Below are 14,326 nucleotides of genomic sequence, written 5' to 3' on the forward strand. Positions count from 1 at the left end.
ACCTCGTAAAATGAGTAAAAAAACTAGCAGCTTACAGAAAACCCCTCTAAAATGATTGTTATATATGACCGAAAATGTAGAATGGGATTAAAGACAAAAAACACATTTAGGAGGTTATCATGACATTTGATGAACTGAAAAAAAACAAACCAACAACCCAATGGATTGAGAATGATGAAGATGGGGAATTTTTCACTGAAGAAAATATAAGTGCAACAAATAAAGTTCTTGATACTTACATAAATAATTTAGAGCAATTGGGAAAAAATCCAACTGAAGTTGAAATAATGCATGTTGTTAAAGAGGTTGTTCTTAACATAAATGAATTAAATGACGAACATGACTATTTTATCGAAACAATGGAAAGAGAAGATCTCTATGAATTTATCGATACAGCAGCAAGAATAGCTGGTCTAGAATCTGAAGAAGACATAACAGAAGAATGGCGTGAATGGTAAAAAGTTGCATCTCTAATAATTAGAGGTGCAACTTTTTTCATACACCCATTGAATGAATGATGTGATGTCTGCGCAGAATTCATATATTTCAACATAATATTAAAAGGCTTCAATTATAAATACTAGCACACCCATCCTGACAAAAAGACCACCAAAAGTCAGTCTCAAAATTCAATCTTATTCCCTACTCCTTGCTCCACCGCTCTCTCATACAAATACTTCGCAACAATAATATCTACTACTGCCAAACCAACCGATTTAAAAACAGTAATCTCTTCATCATTTTCGCGTCCGGCTTTTTCTCCGCTTATGATTTGACCAAGTTCAGCGTGAATGGCGTTTGCTTTGAATAGCCCTTCTTTTATTGGAACTTGAAGGTCTCCTGTTTCGTCTAGTGCTGCTTCTTTTGATTCGACTACTACTTTGTTTGCTTTAGCTATGGCGTGTGAGGGTAGTTCTTGCATGCTCGGTCTGAATGAGCCGACGGCGTTTACGTGGACGCCTTTTTGTAGTGTTTCTGAGAAGACTGGTGTGGATGCATTCGTAGTTGTGACGATGATGTCTGCTTCGCTTATTGCTTCATTTGCATTTGTGTGAACATATGCAGGTTTGTTGAATCTCTCTTGTATATATTCCGCAAATGCATACGCCTTTTCTTCTGTGCGATTGTATAAGATGACTTTTTCGATATCTCTAACCGCAAATATTGCTTCGGCAATTCCTTTCGCTTGTTCGCCCGTGCCGATAATGCATAAAGTTTTTGCGTTATGACGAGCTAAATATTTTGTCGCTACTCCTGATAAGGCGCCTGTTCGGATCATCGTTAAGTACGATCCTTCTAAAAGTGCGAGCGGTTCTCCCGTTTGAAAGTCTGATAGCATCACAATCCCGTTTATCGTTTTCTTTCCTATCTTTTTGTTCTCTGGGACTACTGTTACTACTTTTAAGCCAAGTGCCTCAAGCCCTTCCGCTACTGAGGGCATAATTAATGCCGTATTTTTCTCGTTCGCAAATGGCAATGAGCCTCGAATTGGTGTGATCGTTCTTTCTGCGGAAAATTCTTTTAAAGCAAGCGCCGCGTATTCAATGACTTCGTTCATATTTACTAAGTTTCGTTGTTCGTTCGCGCTTATGACTAGCATATCTTTCCACCTCCTCCTTCTATCCTAACAAAAATCCTCGATTCAAATCATCTCTCGGGTCTACAACGAACTGATGAAATCCTGTAATAAAGGCATTCCCCGTTACTTTTGGAACGACAGCTTCATATGTATCTACTGCGGTTACCGACAATACTTCCCCCTCGAATTTCCCGTCAGTAATGCATTCATGGACGAAAATTTCTCCCTTTTGTAAAGCATCTTTTCCAAAAAGAGTTGCGATTCTTGCGGAAGTTCCTGTACCGCAAGGAGAACGATCTATTTGCCCATCAGCAAAGATTGTTACATTTCGTAAAGTTGCGTCTTCTCCTTTCGGTTCATCTGAGAAAATAACGCCGTATATCCCTTTTAATCCTTCTTCAAGTGGATGCTTCACTTCCATTTTGCTCTCGATGTAGTGCTTAATTTTACCGCCCCACGCTTGAATAGCAGATAAGTCTTTGAAATCGACTTTCAAGCCAAATTCTTTACAGTCTACTACCGCATAAAAAGCTCCGCCAAACGCGATATCTACTTGAAATTCATAGTTATCTATTTTAATAGGAACGTCTTTTTTGTATACAAAGGAAGGAACATTTTCAAATGATACGGACTCTACTTCGCTCCCGTTATATGTTGCATACGCAATGACTTCCCCAGCAGGGCTATCAATAATGAACTGTTGTTTCTCACCTGTCACTTCAAACATGCCTGTTTCAATTCCGACTGTAATAACAGCAATAATGCCATGACCACACATCGTACTCCATCCTTCGTTGTGCATAAATAATACGCCAAAATCAGCGTGAGCACTCGCAGGCGGAGTAATGATACAACCGTACATGCCGTGATGTCCTCTCGGTTCATACATAAGAACTTCGCGAAGATGATCCAAATGTTCCATGCAGTACGCACGTCTTTCTAGCTGCGTGTCTCCTTTTATTTCCGGCACGCCACCTGTAATAATTCGAAGCGGTTCCCCAGCTACGTGAGCATCAATTGTTGTGTACACTTTACTAACCTTCATTTCTATCTCTCCCCTATATGTTGATACTCTTTTTATTGCAAATATCATGCCAACGCATAGGATATAAATTTGTATACATTGTTTAAAAAAGCATACATTACTGTCTATTTTTTTATACACTGTTCAGAGGCTATGTTATGGAGCCCCTTGATACAACCAGTCTTATTATTTTCACTGGAAAGTTACTTCCACCCCCAACATATACTGTTCAAAAGCAAAAAGGAAGTGATCCCATGTATTACGGAACAAAAGGCTGGTACGTAGCTGAACTAAAAAAATTAGGCGTACGCTATCATGAAGGACGAAAACTAGAAAGTTACCGCGGACACATCTTGCGCAATTTACTACTTGCACAACAAGAGAAATTAAAAGAACAGTAATATTCTAATGTAACGATATCGGCGATTCTCGGAATATATCAGCGATTTTTTAAATTTATCAGCGATTCAACACAATATATCAGCGATTTTTTAAATTTATCGGCGATTCGACATGCAATATCGACTTACAGACAAATTTCGCTAATTCATCTACCTAAACCACCAACCAATTACACATCAATACAAACAAAAAAGGTCACCCAAACGGGTGACCTTCCTTTCTTATTCACAAACAAGAATCTGTCTAGTAAATGATCCTTTTCTTGTAATACAGCGATCTGTAATTTCGAATCCTGCTTCATGGATCATGTCGTCCATTGTTTCCATCGTGACAACGACTACTTTTTTCGCGATGCGGCGTGCACTTGAGAGAATTGATAGCTGATCTTCTGGTGTGGCGTGCGTAAATAGGTCGTACGGCATATCGATAATGGCAACGTCGTAGTTCTCAGTAATTTCCTCGATTGGACCTTTTGTTACTGTTCCTTCAAATCCGAAATGCGCGATATTTTTTCTCGTTCCAAGAACTACAAGTGGATTTATATCTCTACCAACGATGTTAATCCCCATAGAAAGTGCTTCTACTACTACTGTTCCAATACCGCAGCACGGGTCAATTGCTCGTACTCCCTCTGGATTTGGTACAGCGATATTTGCAACTGATCTCGCAACACGTGTGCTAAGAGATGTCGAATAACTATGCGGTTTTTTTATGTGATGATACCAAACGGGTTCGCTTTCTACATAGTGCCCGAAGTACCAGCGTCCTCCAAGAGGAACAATCCCGAATACACGCTCTGGATTACGAACATCCGCTTCTCCTTCAATATGCATGCCGAGGTCTCGTTCAATAAGACGTCTTTCTCCATATTCAATTTTATTCTCTCCAACGAGGTCATTGATTTTAACGAAGATAACTTTAAATGTCGCTCCCGCCAAATCAATTTGTTCCACTTGTTTTAAAATGCTTTCTAAGTCGTCCCCTTCATACATAACCTCAACGCGCTCTTTTATAAACGCACTTCTACTCGGGTCAATTTTGACATCACTTTTTAAAATATTAACGTGGGACTCCATTCCAAAGAACGAGCGCATTTCCAAGTAACATAAAGCACGCTCCTCCTCACGAAATGCATACGTATATATACAGGCAGGTGTTTTACTATGATTATTCAATCTATTATCATCCTCTATCGTTTAAAATTCTTCTGATTACAATTACTCAAATACTTTTCTTTTGTATATAAAATTAAATGATATCATATGCCGGAAATAAAGAGAAACGTTAATAAATAAAAGAGACTGCCAATGGCAATCTCTTATTATTTATTAACGGAAAGAAGACACGTTGTTACCCATTTCTTCATAGTAATCTAAAATACCTTGATAAATTGCTTCCGCTGCACTTTGTCTCTGCGCTGGTGTAGCTATTTTATCTGCATCACTTTTATTATCTACAAATGCTAATTCTGCTAATACAGCTGGCATTGTATTTTCTCTAATTACGTATAAATCGCCTTTTTTCACACCACGATCTTTTGTTCCCAGTGCATCTACAAGACGTTCTTGAATTTTTTCTGCTAGTAAACGACTTTCTGATACGTTAGGATTTGTTCCTCTTGCTGTCGCTGATTCATAGTAAAACGTTTCTGTACCTTGTCCATTTTTACTTTCCGTACCATTACCATGGATACTTACAAAAATATCCCCATTATTTTTTTGAGCAAATTCTACACGTTTCTTTAAAGAATCAGAAGCACTTGTTCCTGGACGTGTATCATCTGTACGAGTGAATAACACAGTAAATGGTGTCTTTTTCTCAAATATTTTCTGTAATCGTAGTGATACATCTAATACAGTTTCACTTTCTTTCTCATAATAACCTGGATTACCTGAATCAACTCCACCATGACCTGGATCAATGATAATCGCTTTTCCTTCTAAGAAGTTACCTTGCTTCACTGGATTTAATTGATTTTTATTAACCCATTGGAAACCAGCGCCCATACGGATACGAATCCAGCTGCCGTTCTCTTCAATAACAGTTACTTGTTGTGCGTTATGTGTTCCCATTACTTTTGAAGAAGAAGAAGCTTCTGCATAAGTAGTGAATCCTTCATTAATAAATTCTGTTTTCTCTACTAAAGGTGTCCATTTATCACCTTTACTTGTTGCAATTTTAATCCATCCATCTCGTTCTTCTTTAATTTCAACCATTTGTGGATTATGCTGATTTGCACTAATCCCAGAACTTAATGATGGTGCGTGATATGTAATGAATTTTCTATCTATGTACATTTTCTTTGTTTCTACTGGACGATCACTATTCTTGCTAAATTTATCTGTTTGCGCAGTAAGTTGAGCTGCTTGTTCACGCGTAATAGAATCATTCGGTTTCCAGCCATCCTCTGTACCTAAAGAAAGTTTTAATTCTACTAAAATATTAACTTCTTCTTTACCCCAATGATTCTCTAAATCAGCAAATTTTGTAGGAACTGGTCCTGTTACTTTGCTCTTCAGATTATATGCTCTTACAAGCATAGCTGCCATTTCAGCACGAGTTACTTTTCCTTCAGGATCAAATACTCCTGGTTCTCGCCCTTTAATAATATTCTCTTTTTCCATGGCTGCAATAAATGAAGCTGCCCAATTATTTTTTGCATCATTATAAGACGGCTTTGCATTTGGATCTACTTTAGCACCAATTGCTGTTGCGATAATCTTTGCTGCCTGAGCGCGTGTTAAATTTCCGTATGGCATAAAGTTACCATCTGGCATACCGTTAATTACATTTCTCTCTACTAAATAATAAATTGCGTCTTTTGACCACGCACTATCTGAAACATCAGGAAATTTCTTCGTTTCTGCTAAACTACTAATTGGATGTGCTAGTAAATTTGCTGCTAATAAACCTGCGGCTATTGCTTTGTACTTCATGAAAAATAAATCTCCTCTCAAAACTTCATATTCATTCATTTTTTTAATCAAGCTAACTAAAAAATATTAACTATTAATTAATTCCTTTCATAGTGTATAACATTATATATCTATAGTAAATACGTTTCCGGCCGTATAACAAAAATCGCATATATATAACTTATAATGAATGTATATAAAAAACTTTAATCAGCCCTCACCAATCGGGCTTTTACGAGCAGCTCGCCCCCATCTAACTTTTTTGCTTTCGCTGAATTTTGAGGTAGGAGTCTTACTGCCCGGCAAATAGCGGGATAAAAAAGCGATTAGGACATGTCTCCTAATCGCTTTGCCAAATAAAAAGCTGATTAAAAATAATATCTTTAATCAGCTCTCTATTATCTATGAAATTATTCTTCAATTAAATTAGACATTACATATGCATACACTAATGCTTCTGTATGCGCAATAGAACTTTCATGCGTACGTTCAAATGCGTGGGAAGAATCAATACCCGCTCCAATTAACGCATGTTTCACATCAAATCCCGCGCGAATCGCAGCTGATGCATCAGATCCGTAGTACGGATAAATATCTACTTTATATTCAATATGATTCGTTTTCGCAAGCTCTACTAAATGTTTGCGCAGTGCATAATGATACGGGCCGCTAGAGTCTTTTGCACAAATAGATACTGTATATTCATCAGATGCTTGTCCATCACCTAACGCTCCCATATCAACTGCTAAGTATTCAACAGTTTCTTCTGGAATGTTAGAGTTACCACCGTATCCAATCTCTTCATTATTAGAAATTAAGAAATGCGTCGTATATGGTAATGTTACGTTTTCGTCTTGTAATCTTTTAATTAATTTTAATAAAATTGCAACACTTACTTTGTCATCTAAATGACGTGATTTTATGTATCCACTCTCTGTAATTTGAACGCGCGGATCAAATGAAACGAAGTCTCCTACTTCAATTCCTAATTCGCGTACTTCATCAGCTGAAAATACGCGCTCATCAATACGAACTTCAATATTTTTCTCATCGCGTTTTGCTTCACCTGCATCTTTATATACATGTACAGATGTTTGATGCATTAAAATCGTTCCTGTATATGTCTTGCCACTTGATGTTTCAATTTCGCAATATTCCCCTTCTACAGAGTTCCAGCGAAATCCACCAATCATAGAAAGACTCAGGCGACCGTCAGGCTTAATTTCTTTTACCATCGCACCTAACGTATCAACGTGTGCCGTTAATAAGCGGTGCTGCGCATCATTCTTCCCTTTTACCGTTAAAATAAGAGCTCCCTTATTATTACGTTTCGTTTCTACGTTCCACTCACTGACATAGTTTTCAATGAAATTAATAATTTTTGCTGTATTTCCAGATGGACTTGGAATAGAGACAAGCTCCTTAATCAGTTCCATCGTTTCTTTCGCATGATGTGCCATTGTCGTTTCCTCCTCATTTTCTCTACTATTCAGTATACAAAATTCGCCAGAAAACCTCTACTTATATGGCCTAATTTTCTAAATTGTAGTAAAATTCTTTTTAGTATACAAAAGGAGCCTTGAAATATGAATATATCAAAAAAATATATACACATTGCACTCATTTGGTTTTTAGCATCATTATTTTGTTTACAAATCTCTTATGCCGTTCATACTACTACTTCTATTACAATCGGCTGGATATTAACAGCTATCTTCTTCATTATTAGCTTCATTGCAACAAGAAAGCATAGCGTTACTCATTAACGCTATGCTTTTCCTATAAAACTATTCTTCTGAAACGTCTAATAAATAAATCCCTTTTTCAAATCCACCGCGCTCTATCTCTTTTTGCTTACGAAGGCGTTCTACATCTTCAATCGATGCACCTTCTGCACGTGCTAATGAGATGATAACTTCTAGCGCATCCGCAAGAGAATCTAGCGCATGTTCGCGTTCTTTCATAGAAGCAAATTCACGAATTTCTTCCGTTCCAATTTTCGCTAAAGCTTGTATGTATGCTTGCCCTGTTAATTTTTGTGCTGTATATGTTTTTCCAGACATTAAAATCTTCTCTGGAACACGATCTCTTACTAACTTGTTATATGCTGACATCATTCATCCTCCTATATTTAATAACATCCGAGCTCTGCTTTATAGAAAAACCATTTTTTCTTCACGCATGCACTTAACATATCAATTTCTGATTCATGTGCTCTTACAGGCGGAAAGAAATAGTGCTCTGAGTTTTTTTCCTTACCATATAGAGTTTGGTACTCATCTGGAATCGCTTCTTTTTTCACATCTTTTTCTTTCGTCACCCCGTCAGAAAATGCAACACTTGGATGTCCCTTAAAAAATAACGCAGTCCGAACTGCCAAAGATGGTGTACTATGCAAAGCAGAATATGTAAGCAAAATAATAGTAATAACACCGATTATTTTCTTCATGTATTACTCCTAAAAAAAAGTGCTAACACAATTATACTAAAATGTGTTAGCACTTTCTCCCCTTTATCCCGAATTAACGAGCTAATAATCAGTAAGGAATGGACAAAATCCTCACTTCACTTTATTCCCCTTTAAATGCTGGTAAACGTTTCTCTAAAAACGCAGCAATACCTTCTTTATGATCCGCTGTTTGTCTCATTGCATATTGACCACGCTTTTCTAATTGCAATGTTTGCTCTAAATTAGAGCGATTTACTTCACATAAAATTTGCTTCGTTTGAATCATTGCTTTAATCGGTTTTTGTGACCATTCATTAATTTTTTGTTTCACAGCCGTTTGGAAATCTTCGCCGATTACTTCATCAATTAAGCCGATATCAAGCGCTTCTGTCGCTGATAACTTCTTACCTTCCCAAATAATTTGCTTCGTCATATTTTCACCCACGCGCTTTTGAAGGAAGAAATGACCGCCTCCATCTGGAATTAAAGCGATTCCAATAAAGTTCATCGCAATAACAGATGATATATCCGCCATTACATAATCAGCTGTTAACGCAATACTTAACCCAAGACCTGCAGTTGGTCCATGAATTGCACTAATAACAAGCTTTGGCATCGTATATAACGTCACGACAACTTCAGAAATAGTATTCATAATGCCATCAAACTTACTTTCATCATTACTTGAAAGCATCGATTTAATATCCCCACCCGCAGAAAAACCACGGCCGTTCCCGCATAACACAACGATATGCGCAGAACTTTCCGCTACTTCTTTCAACTTTTGTAATAACTCTTTTAATGTCGGCTCATCTAACGCATTTAACACCTCTGGGCGATTGACCATAACCGTTGCAACGTGGCCTTCATATTTCACAACGACAGATTCTGTTTTACTTGTTATTTCCATTATATATACCCCTCTTTTCTCCATAAAGATTATACTTATATAATTATAGAAAACCACTGAAAAATCCTTCTTTTTTCTCAATTTTCTGTCTAATAATCTCGCAATTTGTACATTTACCGTATAAAACATACAATTCCGTTGAAAAATATAGAAATTAAAGTCGGTTTATCCATGCTTTTCATCTATTTACCATTACAATGAAATGGTGTATTCTTAAGTTTGATAAAAAACAAATATTGAAATTCATTCGCCTTACTATGTAAAAAAGGCTTTATACCCATCTTTTGGGTGTTGTAATAAAGGAATGAAGAACTGGAGGAACATATGGTTAATAAGTTGAAACAAACGGATAACTACTTCCCACATTTCCTATTGCTATTCATTGTGTTTCAACCAATTTTAGATTTATTAACATCTTTTTCAATCTATATACTACACATGAGCGCAACAGTTGGAGTTGTAGTCCGTTTCGCCTTTATGCTTCTTGCATTAGGGTACCTACTTCTTCATCACAAACAACAAGATGCGAAAAAGTACATCCTCTATTTATGCTTACTCGGGATCGCACTCGCAATCGGTCTTGTAAATAATATGATGGTTAAATCTCCAGTTTCATTTGGAGAAGAAGTTAAATTCATTTTAAAGAGCGTATATCCAATTGTGCTACTGTTTGGATATATTATCGCCTTTAAAGAGCTAAAAAATAAAGAGTATGTATTCCATAAAATCATTACATATTTCTTATATGCAACTTTAATTTTAAGCATTACAATGATCGTTGCAATGCAAACTGGAACGGATTTCCCAAGCTATCCTCACTCAAAAATCGGTTCAAGAGGTTGGTTCTTCGCTGGAAATGATTTAAGTTCTCTTTTCGCCATTATGTTCCCAATCATTGTCTTATATTCGATTCATAAAACAACTTCTTTCTCGAAAATATATTACTGGATTCCAACAATACTTGCGATGTATGCAAGTATTATGGTCGGAACGAAAGTCGGATATGGCGCAATTGTTATTACATTAGGCGTAGCACTTTTCTTCTCATTCATTGAATATATGATAAATCGTAAAAAAGAAGGAAAAGGATTCACACATATTGTAAATACCGTTGTTGTCGCAATTATACTAGGAGGTTTAATTGCTCTTACACCGCATACTCCTATCGCAAAAAATATGGGCATTCACATGCAAATATACGAATACAAAAAATCAGTGCAAGAAGAGAAAGATCGAAAAGAAGGAAAAGTAATTAAAGCAGATCCAGAAGATGCAAAAAAACATGCAAAAGGTGAACTTACAGATTCTGAAGTAAAAAGTTTAATTTACAGTGATCGCGACAAATTTTTAAAAACATACAAACAATACTATAAAGACGCACCGCTTTCACAAAAACTATTCGGAATGGGTTACGCTGGTAACTACACAGATAAAATTAAATTAATTGAAATGGACTTCCATGACCTATTTTTCGCATTTGGAATTGTCGGTTTCCTTATTTACTTAATACCTCTTCTATACTTTGGTATTAAATTATTTATCCGCATGATCACAAACTTTAAGAAAATCATGAAAGTAAAGTATATGCTATTAGCGAGCACACTCATTCTATCACTTGGCATTGGCTTTATGTCTGGCCACGTATTAACAGCGCCAGCCGTTAGTATTTTCTTCGTTGTTATACTCGCTTATATCATTGTTGATTTTGAAATTGAATAAAAAGAAGGTGCTACGAAATATTAGTAGCACCTTCTTTTTTATTTAATTAATGTTTTACGTATTCTAAACTTTCTTTTGCAATATACGCTTCTGTTACAGTAGGATTATCTGAAATAACTTTAACCCACGCTTTTCCATTTATTATCTCTTCACCAGTAACTGTGACAACTACATTTGTATTTAAACGATACAGTCGCTCATTTGATATACTAGGATTCTTTTTCACTTCCACGTTATTCATCACACGTGCAAGTTTGTACTTGTTGTATTCTTTTTTACCTAAATAAGAATCAAAACGGTTCATATGCCCCGCTACTTTTTTACCCCAGTTCGCATCAGATGCATATTTCGCATTTAAACCAGCAGCTTTATCACCTGTATATGTTGCTGTATAACGCCAATGTCCTGGATTTAAATATCCTTCATTCATGTATAATTTTGCTGCATGTTCAATACAATCTTCTTTTGAATTGAATGCTTCTCCGTTACCATACGGACTATCGTCTGTTGCTTTTAAACCAAATAAATTATTTTTGTCTTTTGCAAGAGCGCTTGTTCCATAATAACTTTCATGAATTGCTAATGAATATAAGAATAATGCATTTACATTATACTTGCTTTCTACTTCTTTAAATTTCTTTCCTAAACCAATTAATGGAGAGTCTGGTTTAATCGATTTCACATAACTATCTAGTTGTTCAGCTGTATAATCTGTTTTCGAACGTAATGATAAATAATTGAAATATTGATAGAAAGTTTCGTCTCCAAATGTCTTTCCATCTACACTATACATTTGCTGTCCTTGCTTCATGAAAGAAGGTGCCACACCATATCTAAATTCTGTATATCCAGGTGAACTTGTATTATATGTATAATATTTATGGTATAAATATCCATCTGATTTCACATAATAAGACGACTGTTTCATTTCATTTGTAGGAATTAAAGTGATTTCATTCTTCTTCACATAACCTGTCAAACCAGAAAGTTGAACTTTCACACGATCTTCGCCAACTTCTAACACTTTCAATTCTGTTCCATACTGAATATACGTATATACTGTTGACAAATTCTCATCATAAATATTAATGATGTTTTGCCCAGTTATTCTTTTCGCACTTGCAAAACCATCTTTAATCCATAAAAATTCGTTCTCGTATTTTACCGCATTCATACCTTTATTTTGAGCAGCCGTAACCGCTTCTTTATACGTATTATAGCGCTCTACTTCTTGCTCTGTTCCGTTTTCTCTTACATTTGTCACAACATATTTCTTAGTTTCTACAGGATTGCTATTTCCGTTTTTTTCAATCGTCTGAAGCATGCGATCCAACATAGCTGAAGCCATCCCTCTTGTAGCTGATAAATGTGGTCTAAATGTATTATCTTCTGGATACCCTTTAATAATTTGAGTAGCCACCATAACTTGTACATGCTCTTTATAGTTAATACTATCTTTATCAGTAAAGGTAAGCGGACTTACAGCTACTTTAATATTTTTATAGTCTAACGCTCGCTTTACCATTATCGACATTTCTTCACGTGTAATCACATCATTTGGTGAGAATGTCTCGTTCGTACGACCATTAATAATTTTTGCTCCATATGCTCTACTTACACCATCATATAAACCGTAAGTCTTCGGCACATCCTCGAAATTCGAATCAGCTTTCGGTAAATTTAAAGCCCTTGCTATGAATGTAGCAAACTCTGCTCTTGTTACTAATTTATCAGGCGCATATACATTGTCTCCATACCCCATTAAAACTCCTTTAGTAATAAGTGAGCGCATATTCGTCTCAAACATATGTCCTGTAATATCATCATTTGCCGCATAACTTGAAATAGGAGTTAAAAGTAATGATCCCGTTAATGCCACTGCTGTTATACCTTTTGAAAAAGTCTTCAAGGTTATCCTCCTCGTAATCTACGAATTTATTATCATAAATTTGATTATATAATAATCACAATCATTTTAGCATAATAAATAGGAATTAAAATAAAACGTTTTTTTAATTAGAATTTTCATTAAATTCAAAACAAAAATAAAAGACACTTTACTTTTTTAATAAAGTGCCTTTTTCCATATGATCAATGAGTTTCTTTGTTGCCTGTTTGCCTTGCAACCGAAGCTCATCTATTGTCAATTGTAACTCTTGCTGCACAGTTCCTTGTTGCATTAATTGCTTTTTCGCAATTTCATATAAATACTCAGCACTCCATTCGCCATCCACACTTCCTATAACTGGCTGATTCACTTGACTTAAAAACGAATCAATTTTCGGATCGTATGAAATCCCGACCATTGGAGTTTTGGCTACGGCAGAAAAAACAAGTGCATGAAGACGCATACCAATTAGTAATGAACATTGTGATAAAATGAATATTTTCTCGTCGATATCCATTTTATATGGAAGCATATACGTCTCTTCTCCCATTAAGTCTACTACTTCACGCGAAGCTTTTTGATCAAATGGCTCATGCATTGGAACAAATAGAATTTGGTATCCTTCTTGCTTTAATTTTTTTAATGCCGCAGCTAATTTTTTTATATAATCTTCTTTTGCATTCCAATAACGCACACTAACCGCGATTACTTTTCCATGTATCGAATGCTTTTGCAACCAATCCGATTGTTTTGTCCGTTTCCATGTTAAAACAGGGTCTGGAACAATTTCAATATCGTTTTTTATGCCAAGTTCTTTTAAATATAAAAACGAATCCTCATCTCGAACTGATACATAGGAAGCTTTTGACAAGTTCCATTTTACTAATAGACGATTATACCCTTTTGTAATTGGACCTATTCCTTGTGAATAAATATAATACGGCTTTTTTAATAATCGAGCGAGTCCCATAATACCCGTATAATATAGAATACTCTTCGTACTTGTCTGATCTTGAAGAAGGCTCCCGCCACCGCTAATAACTCCATCACTGTTTTTTATCGCATCATAAACAGCTTTTATATCCCAGCGATCTACCGATTCTACACCATACATTTCCTTTGTATATTTAGAATCATTTGATAGTACTACTAGTTCTATATCCGGGTTCTCTTTACTTAACGATTCAATAATTGATTGTAGAATCGCCTCGTCTCCAACATTATAAAAACCATAATATCCTGATAAGACTAAACGCACCCTAAATCTCCTCCAAAACTAGGTAACCGTTTATTTCATCTAACATAAACTGGTACCCATTCCTTACCTAAACACTTGATACCCTACATAGTTTCCTCTTTATCAGTTCATATGAATTATAATAAAAAATTAAATTTCTATATTTATCTTTTCAAAAATGGTATTTTGTTTATTGATATCCA

The 14,326-nt window shown here is 35.8% G+C and carries 14 protein-coding genes; 4 read left to right on the forward strand and 10 right to left on the reverse strand.

Going from position 1 to position 14,326, the window contains the following annotated elements; translation table 11 throughout:
* The first annotated feature begins 119 nt into the window (after positions 1 to 119).
* Positions 120 to 458, forward strand: coding sequence for a hypothetical protein (locus ACQGS6_RS14125; RefSeq protein ID WP_000141768.1), 339 nt, complete (start codon positions 120 to 122; stop codon positions 456 to 458).
* A gap of 164 nt (positions 459 to 622) precedes the next feature.
* Here ACQGS6_RS14125 and ACQGS6_RS14130 read toward each other — a convergent pair whose 3' ends face one another.
* The gene (locus ACQGS6_RS14130) at positions 623 to 1,600 is read right to left on the reverse strand and encodes an ornithine cyclodeaminase family protein (protein WP_000960306.1); all 978 of its coding nucleotides are present in this window, start codon (positions 1,598 to 1,600) and stop codon (positions 623 to 625) included.
* A gap of 19 nt (positions 1,601 to 1,619) precedes the next feature.
* Positions 1,620 to 2,624 (reverse strand): proline racemase family protein, encoded by a 1,005-nt coding sequence (locus ACQGS6_RS14135; protein ID WP_098300306.1) that lies wholly within the window; start codon positions 2,622 to 2,624, stop codon positions 1,620 to 1,622.
* Between the two features lie 137 nt (positions 2,625 to 2,761).
* Here ACQGS6_RS14135 and ACQGS6_RS14140 point away from each other — a divergent pair, with 137 nt between their 5' ends.
* Positions 2,762 to 3,004, forward strand: coding sequence for a YflJ family protein (locus tag ACQGS6_RS14140; RefSeq protein WP_000433499.1), 243 nt, complete (start codon positions 2,762 to 2,764; stop codon positions 3,002 to 3,004).
* Positions 3,005 to 3,226: 222 nt separating this feature from the next.
* On the opposite strand, the gene ACQGS6_RS14145 is transcribed toward ACQGS6_RS14140, so the two are convergent.
* The 3 genes from ACQGS6_RS14145 to ACQGS6_RS14155 all read right to left on the reverse strand — a co-directional run bounded on the left by ACQGS6_RS14145 (position 3,227) and on the right by ACQGS6_RS14155 (position 7,380).
* Positions 3,227 to 4,180 (reverse strand): TRM11 family SAM-dependent methyltransferase, encoded by a 954-nt coding sequence (locus tag ACQGS6_RS14145; protein ID WP_001059316.1) that lies wholly within the window; start codon positions 4,178 to 4,180, stop codon positions 3,227 to 3,229.
* Positions 4,181 to 4,333: 153 nt separating this feature from the next.
* On the reverse strand, positions 4,334 to 5,941 hold the full coding sequence (locus tag ACQGS6_RS14150; protein ID WP_044584177.1) for an N-acetylmuramoyl-L-alanine amidase: 1,608 nt from the start codon (positions 5,939 to 5,941) through the stop codon (positions 4,334 to 4,336).
* Positions 5,942 to 6,330: 389 nt separating this feature from the next.
* The gene (locus tag ACQGS6_RS14155) at positions 6,331 to 7,380 is read right to left on the reverse strand and encodes a M42 family metallopeptidase (RefSeq protein WP_000930028.1); all 1,050 of its coding nucleotides are present in this window, start codon (positions 7,378 to 7,380) and stop codon (positions 6,331 to 6,333) included.
* Positions 7,381 to 7,506: 126 nt separating this feature from the next.
* Here ACQGS6_RS14155 and ACQGS6_RS14160 point away from each other — a divergent pair, with 126 nt between their 5' ends.
* Positions 7,507 to 7,686, forward strand: coding sequence for a hypothetical protein (locus ACQGS6_RS14160; RefSeq protein WP_001027086.1), 180 nt, complete (start codon positions 7,507 to 7,509; stop codon positions 7,684 to 7,686).
* 21 nt (positions 7,687 to 7,707) lie between these two features.
* Here the strand turns inward: ACQGS6_RS14160 and ACQGS6_RS14165 are convergent, their stop codons facing one another.
* The 3 genes from ACQGS6_RS14165 to ACQGS6_RS14175 form a co-directional block, all read right to left on the reverse strand.
* Positions 7,708 to 8,034, reverse strand: a complete 327-nt coding sequence (locus tag ACQGS6_RS14165) for a nucleoside triphosphate pyrophosphohydrolase (protein WP_001277349.1) — start codon at positions 8,032 to 8,034, stop codon at positions 7,708 to 7,710.
* A 17-nt stretch (positions 8,035 to 8,051) separates the two neighbouring features.
* Positions 8,052 to 8,369 carry a hypothetical protein gene (locus ACQGS6_RS14170; RefSeq protein WP_000720151.1) on the reverse strand — a complete coding sequence of 106 codons (318 nt, stop codon included), beginning with the start codon at positions 8,367 to 8,369 and terminating at the stop codon, positions 8,052 to 8,054.
* Between the two features lie 121 nt (positions 8,370 to 8,490).
* Positions 8,491 to 9,303, reverse strand: coding sequence for an enoyl-CoA hydratase (locus ACQGS6_RS14175; protein WP_001999174.1), 813 nt, complete (start codon positions 9,301 to 9,303; stop codon positions 8,491 to 8,493).
* Between the two features lie 300 nt (positions 9,304 to 9,603).
* Between ACQGS6_RS14175 and ACQGS6_RS14180 the strand changes: the two genes are divergently transcribed.
* A complete protein-coding gene (locus ACQGS6_RS14180) occupies positions 9,604 to 10,998 on the forward strand; it encodes an O-antigen ligase family protein (RefSeq protein ID WP_000247530.1) in 1,395 nt (464 codons plus the stop codon).
* 46 nt (positions 10,999 to 11,044) lie between these two features.
* Here the strand turns inward: ACQGS6_RS14180 and ACQGS6_RS14185 are convergent, their stop codons facing one another.
* Both ACQGS6_RS14185 and csaB read right to left on the reverse strand, forming a co-directional pair.
* Positions 11,045 to 12,907 (reverse strand): S-layer homology domain-containing protein, encoded by a 1,863-nt coding sequence (locus ACQGS6_RS14185; RefSeq protein WP_000847506.1) that lies wholly within the window; start codon positions 12,905 to 12,907, stop codon positions 11,045 to 11,047.
* 148 nt (positions 12,908 to 13,055) lie between these two features.
* Positions 13,056 to 14,144 (reverse strand): polysaccharide pyruvyl transferase CsaB, encoded by a 1,089-nt coding sequence (gene csaB, locus ACQGS6_RS14190; RefSeq protein ID WP_001241590.1) that lies wholly within the window; start codon positions 14,142 to 14,144, stop codon positions 13,056 to 13,058.
* Positions 14,145 to 14,326: the final 182 nt, after the last annotated feature.

Source organism: Bacillus sp. GMs2/2, assembly GCF_050172095.1.
Classification (GTDB): domain Bacteria; phylum Bacillota; class Bacilli; order Bacillales; family Bacillaceae_G; genus Bacillus_A; species Bacillus_A cereus.